The sequence below is a fragment of the Bradyrhizobium sp. CCGE-LA001 genome (genome assembly GCF_000296215.2).
In the GTDB taxonomy this organism is placed as follows: Bacteria; Pseudomonadota; Alphaproteobacteria; order Rhizobiales; family Xanthobacteraceae; genus Bradyrhizobium.
This window is the reverse complement of record NZ_CP013949.1, coordinates 4,150,482-4,175,464: the sequence shown is the minus strand read 5'-3', so window position 1 is coordinate 4,175,464 and position 24,983 is coordinate 4,150,482. Positions and strand designations below refer to the sequence as shown.

Below are 24,983 nucleotides of genomic sequence, written 5' to 3'. Positions count from 1 at the left end.
CGCCGCTTCCTAGCCTTTCCAAAATTGCCTAGGGAGGAATCCGTCATGAGCGCGACCGATTTCCTGAAACGCGGCTTCGTCAGCTTGATCGTATTTCTGGTCGGCACTACTCTCGCAGTCGCACAACCCTATACCCGTCGCTCATCGCAAATGCAGCATGACGGGCTGAAGAAGACCTACGAGATTGCCGACTTCCGCCTTGGCGGCAAGTACGACCTGTCCGATCCATCGAAGTGGGAAAACGGCGGCGAGGGCGGCGTCACGCTGGAGTCACTCGGCGCCGGCAAGCTGCGGACCGCTTATATCGCGACCGGCAATGCCCGCCGTAATGCTGCTGGCGAGATCACCAATGCCGTCGTGATCAATTCCTACTATTCCGGCGATTCCACTGATATGTACGAGCAGTGGGTCAAGGGGGCTGCCTTATCCGGTGGAGTGCCGATCATTGGCCCGGGCCGCCCGATCGACACCGACCGTTACTACGTCATCATGGTTGATCCGCTCGGCACCTGGGGGGCCAGCAAGCCTTCCGACGGCCTCGGCGTCAAGTTTCCGCAGTACAGCTATTACGACATGGTGCAGGCGAATTACCGCCTGCTTCGCGACGAGTTGAAGGTCGCCCGCGTCGCGCTGGTCACCGGCGTCTCCATGGGCGGCACGCAGACCTATGTCTGGGGCGTCATGCACCCGGAATATATCGGCGGCCTGATGCCGATCGGCGGCACTACGCAGTCGGACGGCGAGGATCCCGTCGGCAACTGGACGTTCCAGATGATGACGGCCGCGATCGAATCCGATCCGGTATGGCAACAGACCATGGGCGACTATTACAAGCTGCCCAAAGAGAAACATCCCATGCCGGGGGTGGCGTTCGGCTGGTCAATCCTTGGCATGACCGGCTACGACTTTGCCTTCCGCACCGGACAGAACTGGGGCGCAGTTCAACCCGAAATCTTCTATTGGGATCCGCCGAATGAAAAGGCAGCCCTGAACGTCATCAACCGCGCCAAGCTATACGATGCGGTAGATCTGGTCTGGCGCAACCGGGTCGGCGAGACGCACAACATCAATCCCTATCTCGGCCGGATCCAGGCGCGCACGCTGGTGATGCACATCACGAACGACCTGTGGCTCAACTTCAAGCTGGCGCAGAAGGCCGTCGACCGTGTACCCGGCGCGGACCTCATCGCGCAGGAGAGCCCGGTCGCCCATTATGGCGTGTTCCCGATCATCAACCAGCGCAAGAACGATCCGAAATTCGTCGCCTTCATGGACGACATCGCCAGCCTCGATCGCGCGCAGAAATTCGTTGACAAGAACTATCGCGTCCCCGGGGTTGCCGAAAAGATCGACCCTCAAAAGTCCTTCTGGAAGGACTTCGTGACGTATCCCTATCCGATCAAGTTCGCCAATGCCAAGGACAAGAGCGGCAACTCATGGCAGATCGGTTACATGGACGAGTACAACGGCACCGATAGGAATCCGAAGGTGCTCGTCATCATCCATGGCAAGGGCGCGTTCGGCGGCCACTACGGCAACATCATGCAATATGCGCTGCGAAGCGGATTGCGCGTGATCGTGCCCGACCTGCCGCATTACGGCATGTCCGGACCCGGCAATCTCGACAAGAACCCGGCGCGGAGCATGCAGGACATGCGGGAGGTCATCTACGATGTCGTGGTCAACCAACTCGGTGTCAAGAAGGCTTATTATCACGGCCATTCGCTCGGCGGCCAGTTCGTGATGGGCTATGCGCTGACCTGGCCGGACGCGGTGCAGGGACTGGCGCTGGAAGCGCCCTCGGGCCTCGAGGAATATCCACGCGAGATCGCGATTTCAAAGGACAAGAAGGTCAAGCTGTTCGATCCGGCCTTCGACCGCGACTTCGACAAGTGGAAAGCGGCGTGGGACCAGACCGGCATTCTCGCCGCGGAGAAGGCGCGCGACGAGCAGAACATCCGCGACTTCTTCTACTTCAAGAAGAGAGATCCCAATACGGGTGCAGTGTCAGCGGCCAAGAGCGGCTACTTCTTCAACGACAGCGAGTATGCCCGCTTCCATACCGAGCAACGCGTCGGGATGACCAAGGGCAACCCGAAGGAGCTCGAGCAATGGTGCAACGTCTTCATCTATGACATCCACACCATTGGAGCCGAGGTTCAGCAGGACGATCCCAAGAACCTCTATGAACGCCTTACCGAAATCAAGACGCCGATCTTCATCGCCTTCGGTGACAAGGAGCCGTACATCCCGACGCCAGCGTTCAACGGGCTGACGGATCTCGGCCGCGACGTCATCTCGCCGTTCATGACGCGCATGACCAACGCGGGCAACCGGCCGATCCTGAAGATCTATCCGGAGACGGGACATTTCATCCACACCGACAATCCCGTCGAGTACTCAGTCGATGTCGTGGACTTCGTTGGCAAGGGCAGCGTCGATACGTCCTCGCCCCTCGGCATCGATCGCATGATCAAGGGAGCCGTGGTCTCGGCGCTGCCGGTCGCGCCTACGCCTCCGGGCGCGGCGCCCACGGCCGGCTTGAACAAATAGGACTGCGCATGGCGAGGGTGCAGGCAGGCGAGGTTCAGCTTGGCTGGCGGGAATGGGGACGAGGCGACGTCACTGTCGTCTTCATCCACGGCAATCTCGCCAGCAAAGATTGGATCGAGTTGGCCGCGCCCTTGTTTCCGACGGGCCTGCGCGTAATCGCGATCGATTGGCGCGGTTGCGGCGACAGCGATCGGCCAAGGCCGGTCGCGGATTATTCCAACTACTCGATGCAGCAGCATGCCGAGGACATGCTGGCGGCGATGGATAGTCTCGAGGTTAGCTACTGTCATCTCGCGACGCATTCGACGGGCGGCATCATCGCCGCGCGCATGCTCCTGAAGCAACCGCAGCGCTTCGGCCGTGTGTTCGCGCTGGATCCGGTCACGCCGCTCGGGATGACGTTCAACAATGATCAGATTGGCCTGTTCCGCTCCATGATGACGAGCAAAGATCTGACGCGGTCGATCATGGCGACTGCGGCATCATCGCTGTTCGTGCCCGAGAGCATGGCTCCCAATGCCGTCCCGCGCTTCCGCGAGGGGCTGGGTGACATTCAGGCATTGTTTGACCGCATCATCGATCAGACCTTTGGTGTCTCGGAGGGGATCTGGATCGGGACCCCTGTCAACCTGACGCGGGAAAAGGAAAGCCGCGAGCTGGAGCGTCGCATGGCGGAGCTGCGGCACCCGCACCTTGTGCTGTGGGGTGAATGGGATGGCTGGATTCCACCGGCCGATCTTCGCGTTATGGCCGACGCGATGCCGGATTGCCGTCTCGTGATCGTGCCCGGCGTGGGGCACTCGATGAACCTGGAGCGGCCCGCGCTCTATGCGGGTTATTTCGGCGCATGGTTTGGAGGACTTCCCGCGACCAACCGGTAGGAGCAATGTTATGGCAGAAATCGATGCATCCGCTGAAGGTGTCCGCACAGCGCTGAGTGAGGCTCTTGGGCGCCTTCGGAAGGCAAATGCGGATTACTTCGCGCTTCTGGAAAAAGGGCTCGGCTCGTCGCCGCTGCCGCTTGCAAGCCAGGCAAAGGAGTTCTGCGACTTCATGCAGCGCAACGTCAGCGCGACCTTCGATCTCGGCGAGAGGCTGATCCACGCCAAGGACGTTCAGGACGCTCTCAAGCTCCAGTCCGATTTCTTCCAGGAGCAGATGCGCACGCTGACCGATCAGACCAAGACGCTGGGTGAGTCCGCAATGAAGGCGGCAGGCGGGTTGTTCAACCCGAAGAGCTGACGCGGCCGACGACGGGGCAAGACAATTGTTCCGGCAGGAGGACCCATCATGTTGAAGTCTACAACAGCTGTCTTCGCCATTCTCGTACTTCTCGGCAGCACGCTCATGCCGGACGACGCTGATGCCCGCAGGGGTGGTGGCGGTCGCGGTGGTGGAGGATTCCATGCTGCGGCGGAGGCCGCGCTCACTTTGCGGGCGGCGGCGGACGCGCTCATTTTGCCGGAGGGGGTGGACGCTATCATGGCGGCGGTCGCTTTGCCGGACGCCCGCATCCAAGCCATCCGATCGCGGGGCGTCCCGGAGGCCGACCAATTGCCGGACGCCCGGGACGTCCGACCCATCCAATTGCGGGACGCCCAGGACGCCCTGGCTATCCGATAGCAGGCCGGCCCGGTTATCCCGGCTACGGCGGCCGTTACCCCTATTATCCGGGGCGGGGACTTGCCTACGGCGCCACTGCCGGCGCCGTAGCGGCGGGTGCCTATTACGGCAGCGGCTACTACAACCAGGGTTGCTACTACGACACCTACGGCAAATGGATTTGCCCGCAGCAGAATCCCTACTAACCCTATTGACGGGCATGGACCCCACGGCGAGGTGAGCTATGGCTAGAACCAACAAGCTCTCGGTCGAGAAGGCTTTGGAAAAGCTGCGCAAAGATGATCAGCCGAAATCGAGCGGCGAACGACGCGACGAGAAGAGTGAAGAGCTCGATCGGGAGATCAAGCGCATGAGGGCACAGCGATTGCGGCTCGACCGCAAGTCCTCGTCGTAAGTCAGAGCAGGGCCGCAACCCGCAAGATGTATCTAGGATCAATTCCCAGACAGCAGGACCGGGCGGGCAAATGCTGGAGGAAGTCGATGTGGGTACTGATGTACGTCTTCTCCTACTCCGTCAGCCCCGCCGCGACGAATGACAAGGCAGAGTGGCGACTGCTTCCGACAGTCGCTTTCCAGGAATTTTCCAATGAAGAACGATGCAGAAGAGCCAAAGCCACAATCGCAGGAAGCCTGAGCGAGGCGGGAGCCAAGCTTAGGAGGGGTTTGGAGGACCTTACGAGCCTTGGGAAAGCCGATCCGGCTCAGGTCATCATGCATACAACGTCGAGTGCCTGTCTAAATAGACACATTCAGCGGTTCGGCCCGGTGCCCTGTCTGAGTCGTTGCTTGCAAAGCGCGCGCACCCGATGAATGATCGTATCTCACCGCCCGATAAAGGTTGGTGCTTCGGCCTTTCGCTGGCCAACGTGCTCCATACTTCGAAAGCATGAAGAACGGGGAGGTCTGCCGCAATGTCATTTCTTCGCTTGGTGTGACGAGCGGAAAACGGAACGGCGCCTCACGCTGATCAAGCCGGCACATCCCTTCTTAAAAGCAAATGATCGCTCTGCGTCACATACATCAGAAGGTCCGCTTTGGGTCAAACCGCGAAGAACTCAGGTTGTGCAAATCTGGTCCGCCCTGCAGCCTGAGCCGACTTCCGTGAAGCGCCGCGCAAGGTGCCCGTCACCCGCGTCATCGCGATGCCTATGGTTCTTCGTATTTTGGACGGCCCGGCGGCGTTGCATCGGTCTCGGCGCTTCAGCCTAAAACCGCCCGGCAAACCGCCCAAAGAGGTCCAGGACCGATCTTACCACCTTGAACGGAGTGACAGCGTCTTCGTTTCGAAAAGCCTCATCGTAAAAGTCCAGGCAAACTTCGGTGGGGCGAAGCCTTTCGAGCCATAAAAGTCCGGCCGCGGATGCTGTCCACTTTGGGAAGAAGACTGGCGGGGGAGGGGGGAAGTAGCGATGGAAACTACGGTGGGAACGTCGCAGCGATGACCGTTGCAAGCACCGTAGATATTCTTGCGAATAGCCGCAAAACGCCCATCTAATCAAAGAGGTTGACAGGACACCCCTTCCGCCAAGACGTCAGTTAAATCAGTTACTTAGAATTGATGATGCTGGCCAAAACACAAGCGAACGTTCAACGATCGCGTAGCTGCCACGCTCATTCGAGCGCTGTTGGTCGCGTTCGCAGGCTAGGCCAGCCGCTGTTTTTGTGGCGGCCAGGACCACCTCTACAACCAAAACGCCTCGCCACCCTCTCGCTCTTCCGGGTGCACGGGTCCCCTCGTGTTCGTTCAGTCCATTGGTCAACTCCATCGCACGAGCAGCGCTCAATTTGTCTGCCGCCGTTCAACGGGAAGCGTGGTTGATTAGGAAGTCGTCCAGCTTCCGGCCGCCTCGAAGCTGCGGCCGCAGCCATCGAGGCAGCCTACCGCGACCTGACCAGGTCTCTGCCGGGTTCTTCGGATTGCAATATTTGGGACGAACCGGCGGATATGGACGACGTTTACGATCGAACTGTTTGGCCTCGTCGGCCAGTCCAATTTTGACGAGCCGTTCCTCCAACCGAGCTTTCTGCAACAGGAGCTTCTGAGCGAGGCTGGCGGCCACCTGTTGGTGAAGCGTCCAGAGCTCGTCGAGGGAGAGCGAATTTAAATGCTCGGTGTTCATGGTTCGATCCAAACTCTTGGGTGAGGCCCAGGCAGACAAGTCGGGAATGAAGAAGCACACAAGCGGTCAGTCGGAGATTGCCGTACAATCCACATTTAATTGAGGGAGGTTGCAGGGAGAAAGGCACGACAGCGGTAATATCGTGGCGAAGCATTTAATTTGATGCGAGTGCGAAACGCAGATGGCCCGATTGCGCGTGCCGCGTGTTGCGACCCAAAGGTGCTGGATGGATTGATTAATTCGGCGAGGAGCACAATTAATCCATCTCGCTGTCAGATTTGGGCCGCACGTTGCCGCGAAGGCTTATGCCCGGTTGGGGGGCGCAACATCGGGAGAGTTTTCGATGTCCGGTCATTTGCGATCCTATTTCCCGTGTTTGGTGCTGGTTGGAACTCTTTCGGCGGCGCCTGCATGCGCGAACCCTTTCGCCGACTTGTTCAACAACGCTCCTCGCGAGCCCGCAGCAACCTCGTCGGCGCAGCCGGAATGCATGCCGAGGCCCGGCAATTCGCCTGGTGTAGGACAGCGCTGGGTGTATCGGCGCGACGGTCACCGCAAATGCTGGTTCCTAGCTGAGGGCATCGCAACGGTAAGAAAGCCGGTTCATGGTCGTGCGACCAACCGCGCCGCCAGTTTAGACGACGAGGCCGCGCGGCGAGGGCGGAGCCCCATGATCGATGCGCGCGCGGAGTTGCCGAGCTCTTCGCCGGCTGAGAGGGCTCCGACGCCGCCGGCAGGCGAAGTCAAGGTGGCTGACGCCGCTTCTGTCTTCGATGCTGGCACGCCGGCCTTGATGCCGGCGGCACCCGTCACGGATCTTCCCAGCGGCGAGCTCACGCCCGAGCGCCCGGTGCCGCCCCGTGTGGAGGTGGAGAAGCTCCCTGAGTCCGCGACAGCAAACTCACCAGCTATGCCAATGGATGCGCGCGATGAAGAGGTGCGTGACGACGCGCGCAACACGGTGACAACCTGGCTAGGTGTGCTGCTGATGACGCTCGGGGGCTTCTCGATGTTGAGCTCGAGCCGCGCACTTCGGCACGCAGTGAGATTGCGGCACTGACGCGCGCTTGCGTGGGCAGGTTGCGTGACACGCTCAGCGCGCGACCGATGAGCTCACGCTGGTATAGCCGAATTGCCACACGTACAATGGTTCCGCCAGCCTGCACTCACTTAGGCAATGCCTGAGACAGACATTCGATTATGATGATGGTCCCCTTTGGGTGGGACGGCTATCATGCGGTACAAAGTGTTCGTGGTGGACAGCAACCGGCGAGTGATCTGCGCCGCGAAGCTTGACTGCATTGACGAAGAGGCGGCGAGACGTCGAGCCGAGCAAATGCAGGGCGAGCACGACGTGGAGCTTTGGGCAGGTGATCGGCTCATTGCGGTTTTTCAAGGTGCAACGTCGAACGGAAATCGGTGCAACCGCCTGTCCTGAGCAGGCGGCCGGTCTCGCTGCCGCGTTAGTTCACCGCTCTAGCTCTGCTGCCCGGATTGGTAAGCCGTCTTCTGCCGATTGTTCTCTCTTCTGCACGTCGGAGCTTACTTCGAAGCTTCTTCACCTCAATCAGCTCCGCCACAAGCGCTTGGCGTCGTTCACTCAGAACAGCATGAGCATAGATCTGACGCTTATCGGTCATGACCGATCTCGATTGACTTAGAAGTCGATAACAAGAAGGGGGAAGATAAATCGCTCGGCCGAACCTCAGTGATCTGAGGCTGCAGCCGCCAGATGCTCCCAATACTCTGCCTCAGCGAGCAGTTTCCAGCTTCTCTCCGGTTGGAGCGCGGCAGTCTGTCGGCAAAGCAGCGCCATCGCGCGAAAGCGGCGGGCAATTTCCATTCTAGCCTCCCATGTTTTGCCCAGCATATTTTTTAATTCTGTGGTTGAGTCATCATGATTATCCCCCATAATCAAAATTATAATCGAAGGGGCAATTAATCAGCCTTTCGTTCGACGAGGCTGCAAATAACTCTTTCAGTTTGACCCTTGTCTCGAATGCTGCCTTACAAGGAGCTGTTGCGTTTCCAAACGCGTTTTCACGCAATCGCCTCGTGTCGAGTGCGCGCGAGGCAGCAACACGATTGTGCGAAGCTATGAAGGTGAGAGCCTTGTCCGCGGGCGTCGGTCCGTCGCGGCTTAGCGCGACCATGGCCATGCGAACGACGGCTGCGGTTTTGTAGCTTGTGGCTTGGCAATTGGCGCAGGCTTTGGCGCCTGGGCGACATTGGCCGACTGCCGCGGACGCGGCAATGGTATTTCAGGCATGACCCTTGGCTTTTCTGGGATCGCGTTCGTAACCTCAGGCATCATCTCCTTTGGCGCTGAGGCATTGGCCGTGACGCGGTCGAGTTGCTCTTGGTTTGCGTCGAGGCGATCGGTGAGCGTTTGGCTTTCGCGTGCCATTTGGGTCTGGATCGCTCTGACCTCGTCGATGACACGGCCGCTGCCTGCGATTTCTTCCTGGCTCGCCTTGAGTTGGCGCGCGACATTTTCATTGTCGTGGGCCAATTTCTCTTGCGCCACCTTCAGCTGTTCGACCGCTGTCCTCAAGGCAGCGAGATCGCGCGTCATCGACTGAAGCTGCTGTGCCAAGTCGGAAACCAAGGCGATTGCAGACGGCGCCGCGTCATTCAGCGCCGCGGCTTCTCCGGGGCCCCGCGTCAGAGGTGCAGCGTCCGAGGATGCCGTCATCGCCGGATGAACGGAGGACGACCACCACCACCAAGCAGCAATGGATGCCGCCAGCAGAGAGCACACGAAAGCCACGTGGGGCTTTTTCGTCGATTGATGGTTCGTTGTCGGCTGGGCGCGAGACGTCTCCATGGGCGGCCGGACCAAGGGACCGTCTTCCGCTTTGCGCGCCAAGTGCGAAAGCTCCTCCGCGATCTGCCGTTCCGCGACGCTGTCGTCCCGCGTGGAAGCCATTTGGTGCTCCATGTCAATCCTTGACGACGGTGCTGAGCTTTATTTTTTAACACAATTTTAATCGCCGCGCTCGGGCTAGGCGTCGTCGGCAAATGGGGCCGATCGCCGAAAATTCGAGGCTGATCGAGGGAAAAGCGCCTAAACTGGCTGAGAATTCATTTGCGTTTGATTGCCCCACGGACGAAGACGCCGAGGTTCGAGCCGAGAAGCTTTTAAGTGCAGTTCCTGCTGTTGAGGTCTAGGCGGGATCTCGAAGGGTCATCTGCGTAGGCTTACGACTTGTGGCGGAGGAACTGGCTTGAGAGCAGGCCACTACGTTTGGGGTGCAGCGGAGAGTCCCACACCTCACGTCGGTCAAGCGACTGAGACACCCCTTCCGCCGCGACTTGGAATGTCCAGCCCGGACACCGGTTCCTCGATCGTCACGATGCTCCGGTGAAGCAGCCCGATTGCAAACCAGCGAGACCGCGCGTCCGCAGCCGTTGACTCTAGGCAGCCGGCTCCCGGGGCGGGGGCACCATGGCGAGCTGGTTTCTCACGCTCGGCCGCTGCTGCATTCTCGCGTACCAGGCTGCGAGCGCCTCGCACTCGACAGGGACCGGCAGCTTCACAAGGCTCGCAAAAATCAAGCCGCCGACGACGGTGATGTCGGCCATCGAGAAAGCCTCGCCGGCGACGAAGGGCTGTTGCCGCAGGACGGAATCGAAGTAGCGCATCCCCCTCACGGCCTTGTCGCGCTGACGCAGTCCCCATTCCTCGTTTTGATAGATCTCGACCTTGGGGCCGAGCCCCGGCGTGGCGTGGTGGAAGTAGACGCTGATGGCATCCAGCAGCTCCAGCTCGGCCCGCTTGTTCATCATGTGGATCACGCCCCTGTCACGCGGCGTAGTACCCGTGAGGGTCTGGGCCGCATCGAGCGCGTCCAGATATTCGGTGATCGCCGTGCACTCGGCAATCAGCGTGCCGTCGTCAAGCTCCAGCACCGGAAGCGTGCCGGAGTAGTTTTTGGTGGCGAGGAAGTCGGCGGTCTTGTGCTCGCCTTTCCGCAGATCGACCGTCACGAACTTGACGGCCGATTGCAGGTTCTTCTCGGCCAGAGCAATGCGCACGCGAGCCGGATAGGGACCGGTGGGCCAATCGTAGATCTTCATCAGGCTTCCTTTGTCTACCTGTCACTTGGTAGGCTACAGATACCTCTTGGATTCGAGAGGTCAACCTCTATCTGTCGGTAGGTAGGGTGTTTCAAGCGGATGTGAGGAGACATGAGTTCAAGTGCGAAGGAGGCCATCCTCGCAGCGGCCAAGCGGACCGCGCAGGCGCACGGCTATGGCGGCCTGAGTTTCCGCGATCTCGCTGAGGAAGTCGGCATCAAGGCCGCGAGCATCTACCATCACTTTCCGAGCAAGGCCGAACTCGGCGCAGCGGTGGCAAAACGCTATTGGGAAGACACCGCGGCTCAACTCGAAGCGATGCTGAGTGACAATCCGGATCCGCTACGCTGCCTCAGCCAATATCCGGGCCTGTTTCGCACGGCGCTGACGCGGAGCAATCGCATTTGCCTGTGCAGCTTCATGGCGGCCGAATACGACGACCTGCCGGCCGCAGTGAGAAAAGAGGTGCAGGCATTCGCCGAAGTCAACGTGGCGTGGCTCGTCAAGGTTCTGTCCGCTGCGGCCGTGGTTGGTCCGGAGCATATCCAGGCGCGCGCTCGCGCCATCTTCGCAGCCGTGGCCGGCGCGCAACTCATGGCCCGAAGTCGCTCGGATATCGCGCTGTTCGATACCGTGATCGAAAGCTATCGCGCCGCCGGCTTGTTGCCAGCATAGTCCCAGGCAGCAGGGTGAGCCATGCGATGCGTCCGCCGCGACAATCGGCCATATCGCGATTGTTTCCGAATGTTTCGCGATCGTGCTAGCCAACGTGCACAATCTAAAATGTGCCGGGCCCACCCGCATGAAATTCGTCAAGAGAGTAGGGCGCAAGCTGTTCAAGCCTCGCGACGTCATCGTGGGGTATGAAAACCCGGAACTGGTCGAAACGATCTTTCTCAAGACGGTCAATCACAAGCCGAGCAGCCACGCCTGGCCGCTCGTCGTCGGCGCAAAGACGGTTCTCGATTTCGGAGGGGGTGCCGGTCTGCATTACAAGCTCGCGTGCCGGCAGTCACAGGACATTCGATGGGCCGTGGTCGAAACTCCAGCCATGGTGCGGCGTGCGAGGGAGCTTGCCACCGACAGGCTGATGTTTTTCGACCGCATCGAGGAAGCGGCGGACTGGTTGGGCGGTGTCGACCTCGTGCATTCGAACGGGGCCATACAATATGTCCCGGACCCGCTGGAAACCGTCAAAGCGCTCTGCTCCGTCCGGCCGGCGATGTTGGCTTGGCATCGCGTCCCGATCAGCGACCAGATCAGGCACGAGGTCCAGACATCGTATCTGAGCGACAACGGTCCGGGAGAGTCAGTCGCGTCAAAAGAGAAGCTTGTCAGATACGAGCGGACTTGGATCTCGGAGCAGGCGTTCATCGGAGCTCATGACGGCTTTCGTCTCACCGAGCAGAGTTCGGATCCCATGGAGCGGGGCACTCAGCAATTCAAGTTTGCGCGTCACGTACGTGCGGAATGACTTCCTCGTAGTGCCTTGCGCAGCGATCTGGCCCGAAAGATCGCTTCCTGGCCACGCGTCCGGACACGCCGATAACATTCCAGGCGCATCAGGAACGCAAGCGGACCAGAAAACTTAGCCCGCCACGAAGCTTCAGAGCGGGCGGCGCATGTTCTTCCTCTTCTCGAATCGTCTGGGATGTCTTGGCTCGCTGCTGATCTCCGGATTGATCACCGTCGCGCTTCTTTTCCTGTTCGGGATCGTTCGGTTCTAAGCGTCAGCGCGTGGGTCCATGGACCCTGCGCGCCTTTGGGAACACTTCCGAAGCTTCAGGAACTTGACCCTTTCTCGCCTGTTGTTCGCATTCTCGTCCATCCAGGGAGGGCGCTTTGGAAAGTACGATCATCGGAGAATTCGACACGCGCCGCGGTGCCGAGCTTGCGGTTGAGCATGTCGTGCAGGAATGCGGCGTGCCGCGAGGCGACGTCTTCGTCCAGCCCGTCGGCAACGCGAATACAGTGGGAACGCAGCCGTCAGGCAGCGACGTCAAGGCTGCGCCGGCGCCGGAGGGGCGGCAGAAGCTGGAAGGTCCGATTGAGGTCTCCGTAGATTTTCACGGCGATGCTCCTGAGAAAATCGCGGATGCGTTGAGGAGTGCCGGCGCGAAGACCGTCCGCACTAAATGATGCCGATGCATCATGTGCCGAGAATCGGCAAACCTCTCGCATTCGACCCCATTGAACCGCAGCTTTGAACGCGGGGAACCCCTTGAGCCTCCAGCGCGTTTAGACGCAAACGCGAATTGCGAGGTCATCCTGCTTCAGAGTTCATCGACCTTGATCCCCGGCGACACCGTCTGGCGGCGGTGCAGGGCGCAGCGCGTGGCGGTTCTGAACGATGCAGCTGCCTATTTTGCAGCCCTGCGGGAGGCGCTGCTGGAGGCGCAGGATATCGTCTACATCGTCGGATGGGACATCCACAGCAAGACCCGGCTGGTCGGAGCTTCCGGACATGCGGATGACGGCTTGCCTGTGGAGCTCGGTCCATTCCTGCACGCGCTGGTTCAGCGCCGTCCCGCCTTGCGCGTCAACATTCTCGTCTGGGACTTCGTCTCCTTTTACGCCTCCGAGAGGGAGTGGAATTCGGCGGCGAAATTCACTGCCGGCACGGATGGCCGCGTGCGCTTTCATCTGGACGCCTCGCTTCCGTTTGGTTCGGCTCAACACCAGAAGATCGTCTGTGTCGACGGTTCAGTGGCGTTCGTCGGCGGCCTTGATCTGACGATCAGACGCTGGGACACGAGTGACCATCGCGCTGACAACCCAATGCGCTGCGATCCCCAGCGCAAGCCATATCCGCCGTTTCATGACGTTCAATGCCTGGTCGACGGGGATGCCGCGGAGCAGCTGTTCGAGCTCGTGGAGCAACGCTGGCGTGCGGCGGGCCAACAGGTTGATGATCGGCGCACCGTAACGGGCGATCGCTGGCCGGCGAATGTGCCTGTTGAGGCCGAACATATGCCGGTGGGGATCGCCAGAACCGAAGTGGTCTGTCCTGCAGGCTCGACCATCAGGGAGGTCGAGCGCTCGTTGATCGCCGCGATCCGGTCGGCGACGAGCTTCGTGTACATCGAAAACCAGTTCACCAGCGCGACCCGGATGGCGCGCGAATTGGCGGAACAGATGTGTCGCGTGCCGTCGCTTCGGGCCCTGATCGTCGCGCCGAAACTGCATTCCTCGTGGCTGGAATCCCAGGCCATGCAGAACGGCCGGGGTGCCTTCATCGACTGCTTCAGCACGGCCGGCGTCGCCGATCGCATCCGCTTCGTCTACCCTGTCGCGCGCAGCGGGCATAAGGAAGCCGCGGTGATGGTGCACAGCAAGCTCATGGTCGTCGACGACCGGATCTTGCGGATCGGCTCGGCCAATTTGAACAATCGCTCGATGGGCGCCGACAGCGAATGCGATCTGATTTTCGAAGCTGAATCCGAGGAGCATCGGGATTTCATCAAATCGGTCCGCCGTCGCCTGATCGCGCATTTCTGCGGTCTCGACGAACAGGTCGTCACGCAGAACGAGCATCGGCTGTTCGCTTTGCTGGACGAGGCGTCGAAAACCGGTGGGACGAAGACGCTGCGGAAGGTGGAAGCTTCGGTCCTGACCAGCACGCTGGCCAGCATGGTTCAGCCGGTGGCGGATCCCGAGCTGCCGCTTCATCTGGAGCGCGCGGCATCCCGCATGTGGAATACGAAGACGTTGATCGGGGTGGCCTCGATCGCCTTGGCGCTCTTTGGCCTGGCGCTGGCCTGGTCGTACACCTCCTTGAGCGATTACGCCGACACGGGCCACATTTCGGCGCTGCTGTCGGCCTATTCGCAGTCCGTTTGGGGACCGCCATTTGCGATCGCTGCCTTTGTCCTTGGCGGGCTGGTCATCTTTCCGGTTCTCGTGCTCATCGCCGCAACGGCCGCCGCACTCGGGCCGTGGCTGGGCTTCATCACCGCCATGGTGGGCGTCCTGCTCAGCGCCCTTACCCTGTTTGCGATCGGTCGTTTCCTCGGCCGCGAACGCCTTCAGCGTTTGCTCGGGAGACGTGCCGCACGCATCCAGGAACGCGTCGTCGGCAAGGGAATTTTGGCGGTCGTCGTCATCCGTATGATCCCCATCGCACCCTTCTCGCTGGTGAACGTCGTGGCGGGTGCGAGCACGCTGCCGCTGCGTGACTTCATGGTTGGGACGCTGCTGGGCATGATGCCCGGCATTCTCGCCATGGCCGTCCTGGGCGCCCAGATCGCGGACCTCGCCAGGAATGCGTCCTGGACCAACATAGCGCTGCTCGTGCTGGCGTTCCTGGGCTGGCTCGGGATCTGCGCCGCCGCACAATTCGTCGCGACCTGGCTCGCCGGGAGACGCTGATGGCGCCGGTGCGCTTCATGACGTGGAATGTGCATGGCACCTTCAATCTCAATCCGAAGTTCGATCTGGAGGGAGTCTGCTCCATCCTGCGCAAATGGACTCCTGATGTCGTTGCGCTTCAGGAGGTGGATTCGCGGTCGCGGTCGGACGATCCGTTTGCGAAGCTGGCGAGCGTCATCGGCGATCACCGCGTGCACGCCAAGTCGATCGTCACCGAGGATGGTGATTACGGTCAGATGCTGCTGAGCCGCTTTCCGTTCTCCAGCGTGCCCGAGATCGTCGATGTGTCGTATCAGGAGCGGGAGCCACGCCGGGCGATCGCCACGGATTTGCTGACGCCTGCCGGCGATGTTCGCGTGGTCGCCACGCATCTCGGCTTGAGCATTCACGAGCGCTATGCCCAAGCGCGGGCCCTGGTAAGCCTGGTGAAACCGGCAAGGACCGTCGTTCTCGGCGATTTCAACGATTGGTTCTGGGTCAAATCGGTGCGGCGGGTGCTCGCTCAGGTCTGTCCAAGCCGGACGCGGCTGCGGACGTTCCCATCGCGCCTACCGCTCATGCGGCTCGACCGGATCTATGCAACGTCCGACAGCTCGATCGCGAAGGTTTGGACCGACACCGAGGCGAGGGCCTATTCAGACCATTTGCCCGTGATTGCGGATATCGAGATCTCCGCCGAGGGGACATGATCGTCGTGCGTGCCCCTTGTGCCGATGGTCGAGAACTGAACTTAGGATTGTCCGAAGATCGCAGAATGCCACTATTTTGCCCGACGGGTCAAGCGCGCTCGTCGGCTCAATAAAAAAGCTCTTGTGTTAGAATGGCTTGGCTACTGTGCATGGGGTTGTTTTCGCACAACGATCAAGGTGAGCCTTTGACGCCCAATGAGACCGTGCGGAACCTTTTCCTCGCCGCCAAGTTGTCTCGACATGACTGAAGACCTTTCATTCCGACGCAAACCCCTGACCCCCGAGCAGCGCCAGGCGCGCGATGCGGCACGCCGGATCGAGGCCGAGAAGGCCATGCGCGATCATGAAGAGGCGCAGAAGGCGTTCTACGCCAATAAGGAGCGGCTGAGAGCCGAGCGCCTCGCGCGCGAAGCGGCCGCACCCAAAGGCTGACGCGGCCGCTAATCTAATCTCTCGAAGAAGTCAGTTCTTGCGCCTCACTCGGCGTGCTTGCGCGTCCCGGAATCGCCGAGCTTGTCGACATAGGCGATGCCGATCGCCGAGACGACGAAGGTGAGATGGATCAGCACCTGCCACATCACGCCGTTCTCGGTGTAGCCGGCACGGTCGGAGCCGAGATTGCCGGCCTCGATGAAGGTGCGCAGCAGCGCGATCGAGGAGATGCCGATGATGGCCATGGCGAGCTTGATCTTGAGCACGCTCGCGTTGACGTGGCCGAGCCATTCCGGCTCGTCTGGATGGCCTTGTAGCTCGAGCCGCGAGACGAAGGTCTCGTAGCCGCCGACGATCACCATCACCAGCAGGTTGGAGATCATCACGACGTCGATCAGCGCCAGCACGCTCATCATGATCCGCTGCTCGGTGAAGTCGAGCGCGTGCCAGGACAGGTGCCAGAGCTCCTTGAGAAATAGCGCGATGTAGACGCACTGCGCCACGATCAGCCCGAGATACAGCGGCAGCTGCAGCCAGCGCGAGCCGAAGATGATCATCGGCAGCAGGCGCAGGCGCAGGCGCGGCGAGGGCGGACGGGGTTCGGTGCGGGCCTCTGGCTCAACCGACATTCGGGCAGCATCCTCGAAGCGAGATGATCTCGCCGTCCTGTAACCCGGCAAGATGGCCGGCGGAAGACGCAGCGCGCTCCTCTCCTGATAGGCATGGTGTCGTTTCATGCTACCGTGCCGCGCGGCCGGAAGCGGGAGGTGGGGAGTGTCTTGGAGCGGCTTTGGCAAACGAGGCGGCGCAATCGCGCTCGCCGTTACGGTCGTGACCAGCTTCGCCAGCGCAGGGGCATCGGCAACCCCGCTGACGCCGTTTCGCTACGAGGCGCAGGCGCAGCGTCATTGCCCGCACGATCAGGTGGTCTGGCTCGATTTCAGGAAGGGCATCTACTACACGAGGAGCCAGAGGCGATATCGCCAGGGCCTCGACGGCAGCTTCGTCTGTCTGAGCGAAGCGCGCGACGCCCGCTATCGCCGCTCACTGCTTGGCCTGCGCTGAGCGGCGCGTGACCGGGGCGCGAAGGCGAGCCGGGCTATTTGCGACTCGGCAGCTTCACCGGCACGTGCGGCGAGGTGCTGATGACCCGAAGGCTTCCATCCGGGTAGGTGCGATCGCCGCGGATCAGGGATTCCAGAGCCAGGAAAAACTTCTCGGCAAGCATGGTAAGTCACCTTCGTTGGTGATGGCCTTGAAATGTAGGTCGAGGCGCCGAACGCGGAAATTCAATCAACTAAACGGGAGCCGGACAACTCCGGGCAAACACCTGCTTGCAGTGCAATGGTCGTCGTCGGGGAAGACGAGGAGATCTGTCTGAGGTTAGCCGAACGCCAGCGCCACGAGGCTCGAGCAGAGCAGGACGAAGCCGCCTGCGGTCAACACCAGGAAGCCGTCGGATACGAGGTCATGATTGCGCATGGGACACCTGCCGCTCTCGTCTTCGATGCTCGATCGGATCGACTAAATTGTCCGAACGTGTCGCCTTGAAAGAGGTGATGCTTGCCGTCCGCGCGAGTGCCGTCAGGCCCTCGTGCGGTAACCTTCGAACGCATGGGCCAGGAAGATCCCCGCGCTTACCAGACCCATCAGTGCCGAAACCGTCTCGATCATCGTTAACTTCCAAATCCCGCCCTTGCATCCGAGAGAACGCGTGCGGCCTTGCACAGTCAAAAGAATTTCGGTGAGCGGCGCGACAATGGGGGTGGGGTGAGGCTTCGGCGCAACAGAATGTCCAGCCTTGGTACAGAGCAGGGCGCTGCGCTCCGTAGACCGACGGGGAGACGCGAACGTCCCGTTTACCATCCCGGCGGGATCGCTGCCGGCTCCCCATTTCCGCCGTGTTCGGGTTGCGTTATCGTTACCGCTTCCGATGCGGTGGTGGGCCGCCTCGGATCACAGGACCGGACGGCGCTCCCGTAGCCAAAAGCGGGTTGGGCATGCCGCCGGCGGAATGGTATTTGGGGCGAATGGGGATCCGACGGTCAGATTCGGTTTTGCGGGCCGCGCGTGGTGTTGCGGCGGTCGCGACCTGCCTTGCGCTTGCCAATTGCGCCTCCTCGAACAAGTTCGCCAGCCGGGTTGATCCCAAGTACGGCGTGTCCTCGAGCCCCCGGGTGGTGGCCTTCGGCGATCCGGTCCCGAAGGGCGGCGGCACCTACCGTGTCGGCAAGCCCTATGTCGTGGCGGGCAAGACCTACGTGCCCGAGGAGGACGTCAATTACCGCGCCGAGGGCATGGCGTCCTGGTACGGCGATGATTTCCACGGCCGCCTGACCGCCAATGGCGAGGTGTTCGACATGACCTCGCTGACGGCGGCGCATCCGACCCTGCCGATGCCATCCTATGCGCGGGTGACCAATGTCTCGAACGGCAAGTCGCTGATCGTCCGCGTCAATGACCGCGGGCCCTATCACGGCAACCGGCTAATCGACGTCTCGAACAAGGCCGCCGAACTGCTTGAATTCAAAGGCAATGGTGTCGCCAAGGTGCGGGTCGAATATGTCGGCCGGGCACCGCTCGAAGGCTCCGACGACCGCCAGCTGATGGCGACCCTGCGCACCGGCGTTCCGGCGCCGACACCCTCCATGGTCCGGGTCGCCTCGGCCAAACCCTTCGTGCCGGAATTGGCCTCGTCGAACCGCGGTGCCATTCGCGGCGAGGTGCCGATGCCGGAGGGACGACCCTACAACCTCGGCAACAGCTCGGCCGATATGGCCTCGCTCAACGCGACCTCGGAAATGTCGGCCTCGAGCCGCGGCCGGGGCCGGGCGCTCCAGAACGCCCGCGCGGTGTCCTACGACGAGAGCGGCCGCTACGCGAGCGAAGGCGCGCCGTCCGCCGCCTACGGCTCCGACGGTGCGGCCGAGGCTCGCAGCATCCTGAGCGGCCGCGGGCTCTACTGAGCCGCGCTCTCCTTTACAAACGTCACCAGGGCCGCGTTCACCTCCTCGGGACGCTCCTGCTGGACCCAATGGCCGGCACCGTCGAGGATCAGCTTGCACTTGAGGTTGGGTAGCACGCGCTCGAGCTCGTTGACGCGCTTGGCCCCGATCAGGCCCGTGATGACGGCGTCCTTCGAGCCGGCGATGAACAGCGAGGGCTGGTGAATCTGGGCATCCTGCCAAGGCGCCGTCAGCTCCCAATTGCGGTCGATGTTGCGGTACCAGTTCAGCCCGCCGCGGAAGCCGGACTTGCGGAAGCTTTCGGTGAAATAGGCGAGGTCAGCCTCGCTCAGCCAGCCGGGCAGCGGCTCCTCGGCGCCGGCATGGCCGAGAAAGCCCCTGCCTTCCTGCACGAACATCGCCGCTGAGGGATCGGCCAAGCCGCGCCCGCCGAGCACGATGCGCATGGTGCGGGCGACGTCACGCTCAAGCTCGGCCTCGGCGACGCCCGGCGTCTGGAAATACTGCCAATAGAAGTTCGTGATGCCACCCTGGCGCAGCAGGTCGAGCGGCCTGCCGCGGCCGCGGAAGGGTGGCGGCACGCTCAGGCCGGCGACCGCCGTGAAGATGTCAGGGCGGAACAGCGCCGCGTGCCAGGCCACCGGTGCGCCCCAGTCGTGCCCGACCACCATCGCCTTGCTCTCACCCAGGGCCTGGACCAGGCCGACGATGTCGCCGACGGTATCGAAAATGGAATAGGCGGCCACGTCGGGCGGCGCTGCGCTCTGGCCGTAGCCGCGCATGTCGGGGGCGACAACACGAAAGCCGGCCGCCGCCAGAGCCGGGATCTGATGGCGCCAGGAATAGGACAGTTCGGGCCAGCCATGACACAGCACCACGAGCGGCCCCTGGCCCTGCTCGCGGATGAAGAGGTCGATCCCGTTGGCCTTGATCATCCGGGTTGAGGACATTCGCTTTTCGGCCTTGTTTCAGGGGTTTGGTCGGGAAATGTGATGTGCCACGATAGGGGCGCGACGAGAATCGTGCAATCTCTGGATCGCGTGTCCAACCCTGTGTTGTTCGCGCCTATTCCAACTGTTAGAACGCCGCTCTCAGGGCTTGAGCCATGGCATTTCTTCTTTCCCAGCTTCGTCGCCCCCGGCTCACCGCCGGTGCGCTGGCGCGCGGGCTGATCGCGGCGGTTCTGGTCATGGGCATCGGCTGGGGCGGGGCGATCTACGCCGCCAACCAGAGCGTCCAGGGCGCGAAGAAAGCAGAAGACACGGGTTTCGACGGCGATGCCCCGACTGCGATCCTGATCGAGGCCTCCTCGGGCAGCGTGCTGTTCGAGAAGAACGCTGACGAGTTGCGCGCGCCCTCCAGCATGATGAAGCTGATGACCGCAGAGGTCGTCTTCAACGCCGTCAAGAAGGGCGACATCAAGCTGACCGACGAGTACCGGATCAGCGAGAATGCCTGGCGCAGGGGCGGGGCGCCCTCGGGCGGCTCGACCATGTTCGCCGCGATCAACAGCAAGGTCTCGGTCGACGATCTCCTGCATGGGGCGATCATCCAGAGCGGCAACGATGCCTGCATCGCGCTCGCCGAGGCCATGGCGGGCAACGAGCGGATCTTCGCGGCCGATTTCATGACCAAGCGCGCGCGCGAGCTCGGCCTTACCCGATCGACCTTCGCCAACGCGAGTGGCTTGCCTGATCCCGGCAACAAGATGACGGTGCGCGAGCTCGGCATGCTCGCCCGGCATATCATCCTGGATTTCCCCGAGTTCTACAAACTGTTCGGCGAGAAGGAGTTCACCTGGAACAAGATCCGCCAGCCCAACCGCAATCCGCTGCTCAATTCGATGGAAGGCGCCGACGGCCTCAAGACCGGCTTCACCAAGGAGGGCGGCTACGGCATGGTCGGCTCGGCCGTGCAGAACGGCACGCGGCTGATCGTGGTGGTCAACGGATTGGACGATCCTGATGACCGTGCCACGGAAGCCAAGAAGATGCTGGAATGGGGCTTTCGCAATTTCGAGACCCGCACGCTGATCGCGGCCGAGCAGCCCGTCGGCTATGCCAAGGTGTTCGGCGGCGAGAGCCGTTCGGTCAAGCTCGTCGCCAAGACGCCCGTGAAGGTGATGGTGCACAGGAACGGCAGCGACAAGCTGATCGCCCGCGTCGTCTACAGCGGCCCGGTGCGGGCGCCGGTCGAGGCCGGCCAGAAGATCGGCGTGGTGAAAGTCTGGCGCAGCGGTAACATTGCGGTGGAAACGCCGGTCTATGCCGCCGATGCTGTTGGCACCGGCTCGACCATGCGCCGCGCGATCGACGGTGCCAGCGAGCTCGTGATCGGCATGTTCCGCGCAGGCGCCGAGAAGCTCTGACCATGAGTGAAAGTGCGGTACGCTGGCCGTCTGGACGCGGACGCTTCATCACCTTTGAAGGTGGTGAGGGGACAGGCAAGTCGACCCAGATCAAGAAGCTTGCCGATCGCCTCAAGGCGGCAAGGATGCGCATCCTGGTCACGCGCGAGCCGGGCGGCTCCCCGGGCGCAGAGATCATGCGCCATCTGGTACTGTCGGGAATGGGCAAGCTGCTCGGGCCCGAGGCCGAGACGCTGCTGTTCGCCGCAGCCCGCGACGACCATGTCCGCAGCGTGATTCAGCCCGCGCTCAACCAGGGCGCCTGGGTGCTTTGCGACCGTTTCGCCGACTCGACGCGGGCCTACCAGGGCAGCCTCGGCCGCGTGCCGGCTGGCCTGATCAATGCCATGCAGCGTGTCACGATCGGCGATCTCAAGCCGGACCTCACCATCATCCTCGACCTGCCGGTCGAGATCGGCCTGCAGCGCGCCGCCGCGCGCCGCGGCAGCGCCACGCCCGACCGCTTCGAGGGCGAGAACCTCAAGTTCCACCAAGATCTCCGCGATGCCTATCGGAAGATCGCTGCGGAAGAGCCCGCGCGTTGTGTGATGATCGACGCAAATTCCGATCCCGATACGGTTGCCGGGCGCATCTGGACGGCGCTGCGCGAACGTCTCCTTCCCACCCCAGCATCGGTGCTATCGCGATGAGCCCGCGCCAGACCGAGCGCGAAACCGCGATTGCGCATCCGCGCGAAACGTCGAGGCTGTTCGGCCATCGCGAGGCCGAGGCGGCGCTGCTCGCAGCCTATCGCAGCGGGCGCATCCCGCATGCCTGGCTGATCGGCGGACCGCAGGGGATCGGCAAGGCAACGCTGGCCTATCGCATGGCGCGCTTCGTGCTCGCCCATGGTCAGCCGATGGCGCCCTCGGTGCAGCACGCCGAGGACCTTGCGATCGGTCCCGATGATTCCGTGGCTCGACAGGTCGCGGCGAGTTCGCATGGTGGCCTGCTGACGCTGGAGCGCACCGCCAACGACCGAGGCGTGATGCGCACTGTCATCACGGTCGATGAGACGCGCGAGACGATCGGCTTCTTCGGCTCCACGGCCGCCGCCGAAGGCTGGCGCGTCTGCATCGTCGACACCGTCGACGAGCTGAACCCCAATGCAGCTAACGCGCTGCTGAAGATCCTCGAAGAGCCCCCGCAGCGATCGCTCTTCCTGCTGGTCAGCCACGCGCCCGCACGCGTGCTCGCCACGATCCAGTCGCGCTGCCGCAAGCTGCGGCTTCGCCCGCTCGCCACGGACGATGTGATCGGCGCTGCAGCCTCGGCGGCCGATCTCGATCCGAGCGATCCGGCGCTGCGCGAGGCGGCCGAAGCCTCGGAGGGCAGTGTTGCACGGGCGCTGACGCTGCTCGGCGGCGATGCGCTCAAGCTCCAGCAGCGCACGGCGGCGCTGCTCGCGCGTCTGCCGCAGGTCGATCCGCGCGAATTGCACACGCTCGGAGATTCGCTCGGCAGCAGCGACCGCGTCGCGCTCGCGGCCTTCTTCGACGGCATCGACCGCTGGATCGCGGAGCGCCTGCATGCGGACGAAGCCAATGCCAACCAGAACCTGCCGCGCCTTGCGCGACTAGCTGAGGTATGGGAAAAGATCGTCCGCGCTGCGCGCGACACCGAAACCTACAATCTGGAGCGCAAGCCCTTGGTTTTCTCGGTGTTCGGCTGGCTGGCGGACGCAACGCGCTAGGCGCAGAGCCGTTTCCAAATTTCGAGAAGCCGGTAAAGGAATTCGTGGTGGCATCGCGAGCTAAGAAAACCGTCAAACGCAAGAGCGGCAAGAAGGCTGCGAAGAAGACCGTCAAGAAAACCGCGAAGAAGGCTGTGAAGGCGCTCGCGCGCAAAGCTGTGAAAAAGGCCAAGAAGACTGCTGCCAAGAGGGGCCTGAAGAAGGGCACTGCGAAGACGTCCAAGAAGGCGGCTAAGAAGCAGCCTGCCGCCAAGAAGGCGGTAAAGAAGGCTGCCAAGACACCGGCCAAGACACCGGCCAAGACTTCGGCGAAGCAGGTGGCCAAGAAGGCAAGGGCGGCTGCGTCCGCCGTGACGTCCGCTCCGGCTGCCGTCGCTACGCCGCCGGAGACGTTGAAGTCCCAGGTGTCCAAGCCAAAAGTGTCCAAGCCTAAGGCACCGCGTGCGCCAAAGCCCGCTGCGGCTTCGCAGGTCGCAGCGCCCGTCGCCGCTCCCGCTCGCGATAACGTCTTCTACATCACGACGGCGATCGCCTATCCCAATGGCAGCCCGCATATCGGTCACGCCTATGAGGCGATCTCGACCGACGTGCTGGCGCGCTTTGCCCGGCTCGACGGCAAGGACGTGTTCTTCCTGACTGGCACCGACGAGCATGGTCAGAAAATGGTTCAGACGGCGGCCGGCGAGAACATGTCCGTCTCCGCGCTCGCGGCCCGCAATGCCGGCCGCTTCAAGGAAATGGACCAGCGTCTGAACGTGTCGTTCGACCGCTTCATCCGCACCACCGAGGAGCAGCATCATCGCTCCAGCCAGGAGATCTGGCGGCGCATGGAAGCAAACGGCGACATCTATGCCGACACTTATGCCGGTTGGTACTCCGTGCGGGACGAGGCGTATTACGCCGAGGACGAAACGCGCGTAAACGGCGACGGGGTCCGGCTCGGCCCGCAGGGCACGCCGGTCGAATGGGTTGAGGAGAAGAGCTATTTCTTCCGCCTGTCGGCGTACCAGGACAAGCTACTCAGGCTTTATGCAGACCACCCCGAATTCGTCGGGCCTGACTCGCGCAAGAACGAGGTGGTGAGCTTCGTCAAAGGTGGCCTGCGCGATCTCTCGATCTCGCGGACGACGTTCGATTGGGGCGTGAAGGTGCCAGGCGACGAAGAGCACGTGATGTATGTCTGGGTCGACGCGCTGACCAACTACATCACCGGCGTCGGCTTCCCCGACGAGCAGGACGCGAATTGGCGCTATTGGCCGGCCGACGTGCACATCATCGGCAAGGACATCATCCGTTTCCACGCCGTGTATTGGCCGGCGTTCCTGATGTCTGCGGGGATTCCGCTGCCGAAGCGGGTCTATGCCCACGGCTTCCTGTTCAACAGGGGCGAGAAGATGTCGAAGTCGGTCGGCAACACTGTCGATCCATTCAACCTCGCCGACCAGTACGGCGTCGACCAGTTGCGATACTTCTTTCTGCGCGAGGTGCCGTTCGGCCAAGACGGCAATTACAACCACGAGGCCATCGTTGCGCGGATCAATGCGGATCTCGCCAACGACCTCGGCAACCTTGCGCAACGCTCATTGTCGATGATCGCCAAGCAACTCGGCGGCGTGCTGCCGGAGCCGGGCGAGTTCAGCGACAATGACAAGGCCATCCTGGCGATGGCCGACGGCATGATCGCCGCATCGCGCGAAGCCATGGCGACGCAGCAGATCCATCACTGGCTCAATGCCGTGTGGGCGGTGGTGGCGGAAGCCAATCGCTATTTCGCGGGCGAGGCGCCATGGGCGCTCGCCAAGACCGACCCTATCAGGCAGAAGACGGTGCTCTATGTCACCGCCGAGGTCGTGCGCCAGATCGCGATCCTGGCCCAGCCGGCGATGCCGACAGCCTCGGGATTGCTGCTCGACAGTCTCGGCATCCCCGCGGAGGAGCGCAATTTCATGATGCTCGGCGGCGCCACGCGGATCGCGCCCGGCTCGACCTTGCCGGCGCCGACGCCGGCGTTCCCGCGCTACATCGAGCCGGCGGCCTGAAGGCGTTCGCGTG

General features: G+C 62.2%; 25 protein-coding genes. 19 read left to right on the top strand and 6 right to left on the bottom strand.

Annotated elements, in window-relative coordinates; genetic code table 11:
* Window positions 1-45 precede the first annotated feature (45 nt).
* The 5 genes from BCCGELA001_RS19300 to BCCGELA001_RS38410 all read left to right on the top strand — a co-directional run bounded on the left by BCCGELA001_RS19300 (window position 46) and on the right by BCCGELA001_RS38410 (window position 4,570).
* The gene (locus BCCGELA001_RS19300; protein WP_060736062.1) at window positions 46-2,553 is read left to right on the top strand and encodes an alpha/beta hydrolase; all 2,508 of its coding nucleotides are present in this window, start codon (window positions 46-48) and stop codon (window positions 2,551-2,553) included.
* 8 nt (window positions 2,554-2,561) lie between these two features.
* Complete coding sequence (locus BCCGELA001_RS19295; protein WP_008559519.1) at window positions 2,562-3,434, top strand: alpha/beta fold hydrolase; 873 nt, start codon at window positions 2,562-2,564, stop codon at window positions 3,432-3,434.
* Between the two features lie 10 nt (window positions 3,435-3,444).
* Window positions 3,445-3,795, top strand: a complete 351-nt coding sequence (locus BCCGELA001_RS19290) for a phasin (RefSeq protein WP_008559510.1) — start codon at window positions 3,445-3,447, stop codon at window positions 3,793-3,795.
* A 48-nt stretch (window positions 3,796-3,843) separates the two neighbouring features.
* Entirely contained in the window at window positions 3,844-4,176 is a 333-nt protein-coding gene (locus BCCGELA001_RS38870) for a hypothetical protein (RefSeq protein ID WP_008559509.1), read from the top strand.
* Window positions 4,177-4,399: 223 nt separating this feature from the next.
* Entirely contained in the window at window positions 4,400-4,570 is a 171-nt protein-coding gene (locus BCCGELA001_RS38410) for a hypothetical protein (protein WP_008559501.1), read from the top strand.
* A gap of 1,405 nt (window positions 4,571-5,975) precedes the next feature.
* On the opposite strand, the gene BCCGELA001_RS19280 is transcribed toward BCCGELA001_RS38410, so the two are convergent.
* Window positions 5,976-6,296 carry an H-NS histone family protein gene (locus BCCGELA001_RS19280; protein WP_008566147.1) on the bottom strand — a complete coding sequence of 107 codons (321 nt, stop codon included), beginning with the start codon at window positions 6,294-6,296 and terminating at the stop codon, window positions 5,976-5,978.
* A gap of 343 nt (window positions 6,297-6,639) precedes the next feature.
* On the opposite strand from BCCGELA001_RS19280, the gene BCCGELA001_RS19275 reads away from it, so the two are divergent.
* Both BCCGELA001_RS19275 and BCCGELA001_RS19270 read left to right on the top strand, forming a co-directional pair.
* Complete coding sequence (locus tag BCCGELA001_RS19275; RefSeq protein WP_060736061.1) at window positions 6,640-7,356, top strand: hypothetical protein; 717 nt, start codon at window positions 6,640-6,642, stop codon at window positions 7,354-7,356.
* A 174-nt stretch (window positions 7,357-7,530) separates the two neighbouring features.
* Window positions 7,531-7,734, top strand: a complete 204-nt coding sequence (locus tag BCCGELA001_RS19270) for a hypothetical protein (protein WP_008559494.1) — start codon at window positions 7,531-7,533, stop codon at window positions 7,732-7,734.
* Between the two features lie 702 nt (window positions 7,735-8,436).
* Here the strand turns inward: BCCGELA001_RS19270 and BCCGELA001_RS19265 are convergent.
* Together BCCGELA001_RS19265 and BCCGELA001_RS19260 are read right to left on the bottom strand one after the other, a co-directional pair.
* Window positions 8,437-9,225, bottom strand: coding sequence for a hypothetical protein (locus tag BCCGELA001_RS19265; RefSeq protein WP_060737731.1), 789 nt, complete (start codon window positions 9,223-9,225; stop codon window positions 8,437-8,439).
* Between the two features lie 488 nt (window positions 9,226-9,713).
* A complete protein-coding gene (locus BCCGELA001_RS19260) occupies window positions 9,714-10,376 on the bottom strand; it encodes a glutathione S-transferase (protein WP_060736060.1) in 663 nt (220 codons plus the stop codon).
* Window positions 10,377-10,487: 111 nt separating this feature from the next.
* Here BCCGELA001_RS19260 and BCCGELA001_RS19255 point away from each other — a divergent pair, with 111 nt between their 5' ends.
* From BCCGELA001_RS19255 to BCCGELA001_RS19230, 6 genes are all read left to right on the top strand, one after another.
* Complete coding sequence (locus BCCGELA001_RS19255; RefSeq protein ID WP_008559473.1) at window positions 10,488-11,051, top strand: TetR/AcrR family transcriptional regulator; 564 nt, start codon at window positions 10,488-10,490, stop codon at window positions 11,049-11,051.
* A 127-nt stretch (window positions 11,052-11,178) separates the two neighbouring features.
* Window positions 11,179-11,850, top strand: coding sequence for a hypothetical protein (locus BCCGELA001_RS19250; protein ID WP_008559470.1), 672 nt, complete (start codon window positions 11,179-11,181; stop codon window positions 11,848-11,850).
* A gap of 368 nt (window positions 11,851-12,218) precedes the next feature.
* Complete coding sequence (locus BCCGELA001_RS19245; protein ID WP_008559469.1) at window positions 12,219-12,515, top strand: hypothetical protein; 297 nt, start codon at window positions 12,219-12,221, stop codon at window positions 12,513-12,515.
* A gap of 150 nt (window positions 12,516-12,665) precedes the next feature.
* Entirely contained in the window at window positions 12,666-14,744 is a 2,079-nt protein-coding gene (locus tag BCCGELA001_RS19240; protein WP_236840716.1) for a VTT domain-containing protein, read from the top strand.
* Window positions 14,744-15,433 (top strand): endonuclease/exonuclease/phosphatase family protein, encoded by a 690-nt coding sequence (locus tag BCCGELA001_RS19235; protein WP_008559455.1) that lies wholly within the window; start codon window positions 14,744-14,746, stop codon window positions 15,431-15,433. The genes BCCGELA001_RS19240 and BCCGELA001_RS19235 overlap by 1 nt, the downstream gene beginning before the upstream one ends.
* A gap of 240 nt (window positions 15,434-15,673) precedes the next feature.
* Complete coding sequence (locus BCCGELA001_RS19230) at window positions 15,674-15,865, top strand: hypothetical protein (RefSeq protein ID WP_008559453.1); 192 nt, start codon at window positions 15,674-15,676, stop codon at window positions 15,863-15,865.
* A 44-nt stretch (window positions 15,866-15,909) separates the two neighbouring features.
* Here BCCGELA001_RS19230 and BCCGELA001_RS19225 read toward each other — a convergent pair whose 3' ends face one another.
* Window positions 15,910-16,494 carry a TIGR00645 family protein gene (locus tag BCCGELA001_RS19225; protein ID WP_008559451.1) on the bottom strand — a complete coding sequence of 195 codons (585 nt, stop codon included), beginning with the start codon at window positions 16,492-16,494 and terminating at the stop codon, window positions 15,910-15,912.
* A 145-nt stretch (window positions 16,495-16,639) separates the two neighbouring features.
* Between BCCGELA001_RS19225 and BCCGELA001_RS19220 the strand changes: the two genes are divergently transcribed.
* Complete coding sequence (locus BCCGELA001_RS19220) at window positions 16,640-16,930, top strand: hypothetical protein (RefSeq protein WP_060736059.1); 291 nt, start codon at window positions 16,640-16,642, stop codon at window positions 16,928-16,930.
* Between the two features lie 34 nt (window positions 16,931-16,964).
* Here the strand turns inward: BCCGELA001_RS19220 and BCCGELA001_RS39305 are convergent, their stop codons facing one another.
* Window positions 16,965-17,093: a hypothetical protein gene (locus tag BCCGELA001_RS39305; RefSeq protein WP_257721910.1), complete on the bottom strand. Its 129-nt coding sequence runs from the start codon at window positions 17,091-17,093 to the stop codon at window positions 16,965-16,967.
* A gap of 802 nt (window positions 17,094-17,895) precedes the next feature.
* On the opposite strand from BCCGELA001_RS39305, the gene BCCGELA001_RS19210 reads away from it, so the two are divergent.
* A complete protein-coding gene (locus BCCGELA001_RS19210; RefSeq protein ID WP_060736058.1) occupies window positions 17,896-18,831 on the top strand; it encodes a septal ring lytic transglycosylase RlpA family protein in 936 nt (311 codons plus the stop codon).
* Here the strand turns inward: BCCGELA001_RS19210 and BCCGELA001_RS19205 are convergent.
* Entirely contained in the window at window positions 18,825-19,781 is a 957-nt protein-coding gene (locus tag BCCGELA001_RS19205) for an alpha/beta fold hydrolase (protein ID WP_060736057.1), read from the bottom strand. The two genes, BCCGELA001_RS19210 and BCCGELA001_RS19205, sit on opposite strands and share 7 nt — an antisense overlap.
* A 155-nt stretch (window positions 19,782-19,936) precedes the next feature.
* Between BCCGELA001_RS19205 and BCCGELA001_RS19200 the strand changes: the two genes are divergently transcribed.
* From BCCGELA001_RS19200 to metG, 4 genes are read left to right on the top strand one after another with little or no spacing between them, the layout of a single operon-like run.
* Window positions 19,937-21,199, top strand: a complete 1,263-nt coding sequence (locus tag BCCGELA001_RS19200; protein ID WP_008559439.1) for a D-alanyl-D-alanine carboxypeptidase family protein — start codon at window positions 19,937-19,939, stop codon at window positions 21,197-21,199.
* Window positions 21,200-21,201: 2 nt separating this feature from the next.
* Window positions 21,202-21,888 carry a dTMP kinase gene (gene tmk / locus BCCGELA001_RS19195; protein WP_060736056.1) on the top strand — a complete coding sequence of 229 codons (687 nt, stop codon included), beginning with the start codon at window positions 21,202-21,204 and terminating at the stop codon, window positions 21,886-21,888.
* Complete coding sequence (locus BCCGELA001_RS19190) at window positions 21,885-22,931, top strand: DNA polymerase III subunit delta' (RefSeq protein WP_008559428.1); 1,047 nt, start codon at window positions 21,885-21,887, stop codon at window positions 22,929-22,931. Before tmk ends, BCCGELA001_RS19190 begins: the two co-directional genes overlap by 4 nt.
* A 47-nt stretch (window positions 22,932-22,978) precedes the next feature.
* Window positions 22,979-24,970, top strand: coding sequence for a methionine--tRNA ligase (gene metG, locus BCCGELA001_RS19185; protein WP_083543366.1), 1,992 nt, complete (start codon window positions 22,979-22,981; stop codon window positions 24,968-24,970).
* The last annotated feature ends 13 nt before the right edge of the window (window positions 24,971-24,983 follow it).

Coding starts and splice junctions, on each gene's coding strand:
- BCCGELA001_RS19300 (WP_060736062.1), top strand. CDS start 46: ATGAGCGCGACCGATTTCCTGAAACGCGGCTTCGTCAGCTTGATCGTA.
- BCCGELA001_RS19295 (WP_008559519.1), top strand. CDS start 2,562: ATGGCGAGGGTGCAGGCAGGCGAGGTTCAGCTTGGCTGGCGGGAATGG.
- BCCGELA001_RS19290 (WP_008559510.1), top strand. CDS start 3,445: ATGGCAGAAATCGATGCATCCGCTGAAGGTGTCCGCACAGCGCTGAGT.
- BCCGELA001_RS38870 (WP_008559509.1), top strand. CDS start 3,844: ATGTTGAAGTCTACAACAGCTGTCTTCGCCATTCTCGTACTTCTCGGC.
- BCCGELA001_RS38410 (WP_008559501.1), top strand. CDS start 4,400: ATGGCTAGAACCAACAAGCTCTCGGTCGAGAAGGCTTTGGAAAAGCTG.
- BCCGELA001_RS19280 (WP_008566147.1), bottom strand. CDS start 6,296: ATGAACACCGAGCATTTAAATTCGCTCTCCCTCGACGAGCTCTGGACG.
- BCCGELA001_RS19275 (WP_060736061.1), top strand. CDS start 6,640: ATGTCCGGTCATTTGCGATCCTATTTCCCGTGTTTGGTGCTGGTTGGA.
- BCCGELA001_RS19270 (WP_008559494.1), top strand. CDS start 7,531: ATGCGGTACAAAGTGTTCGTGGTGGACAGCAACCGGCGAGTGATCTGC.
- BCCGELA001_RS19265 (WP_060737731.1), bottom strand. CDS start 9,225: ATGGCTTCCACGCGGGACGACAGCGTCGCGGAACGGCAGATCGCGGAG.
- BCCGELA001_RS19260 (WP_060736060.1), bottom strand. CDS start 10,376: ATGAAGATCTACGATTGGCCCACCGGTCCCTATCCGGCTCGCGTGCGC.
- BCCGELA001_RS19255 (WP_008559473.1), top strand. CDS start 10,488: ATGAGTTCAAGTGCGAAGGAGGCCATCCTCGCAGCGGCCAAGCGGACC.
- BCCGELA001_RS19250 (WP_008559470.1), top strand. CDS start 11,179: ATGAAATTCGTCAAGAGAGTAGGGCGCAAGCTGTTCAAGCCTCGCGAC.
- BCCGELA001_RS19235 (WP_008559455.1), top strand. CDS start 14,744: ATGGCGCCGGTGCGCTTCATGACGTGGAATGTGCATGGCACCTTCAAT.
- BCCGELA001_RS19230 (WP_008559453.1), top strand. CDS start 15,674: ATGACTGAAGACCTTTCATTCCGACGCAAACCCCTGACCCCCGAGCAG.
- BCCGELA001_RS19225 (WP_008559451.1), bottom strand. CDS start 16,494: ATGTCGGTTGAGCCAGAGGCCCGCACCGAACCCCGTCCGCCCTCGCCG.
- BCCGELA001_RS39305 (WP_257721910.1), bottom strand. CDS start 17,093: ATGCTTGCCGAGAAGTTTTTCCTGGCTCTGGAATCCCTGATCCGCGGC.
- BCCGELA001_RS19210 (WP_060736058.1), top strand. CDS start 17,896: ATGGGGATCCGACGGTCAGATTCGGTTTTGCGGGCCGCGCGTGGTGTT.
- BCCGELA001_RS19205 (WP_060736057.1), bottom strand. CDS start 19,781: ATGTCCTCAACCCGGATGATCAAGGCCAACGGGATCGACCTCTTCATC.
- BCCGELA001_RS19200 (WP_008559439.1), top strand. CDS start 19,937: ATGGCATTTCTTCTTTCCCAGCTTCGTCGCCCCCGGCTCACCGCCGGT.
- tmk (WP_060736056.1), top strand. CDS start 21,202: ATGAGTGAAAGTGCGGTACGCTGGCCGTCTGGACGCGGACGCTTCATC.
- BCCGELA001_RS19190 (WP_008559428.1), top strand. CDS start 21,885: ATGAGCCCGCGCCAGACCGAGCGCGAAACCGCGATTGCGCATCCGCGC.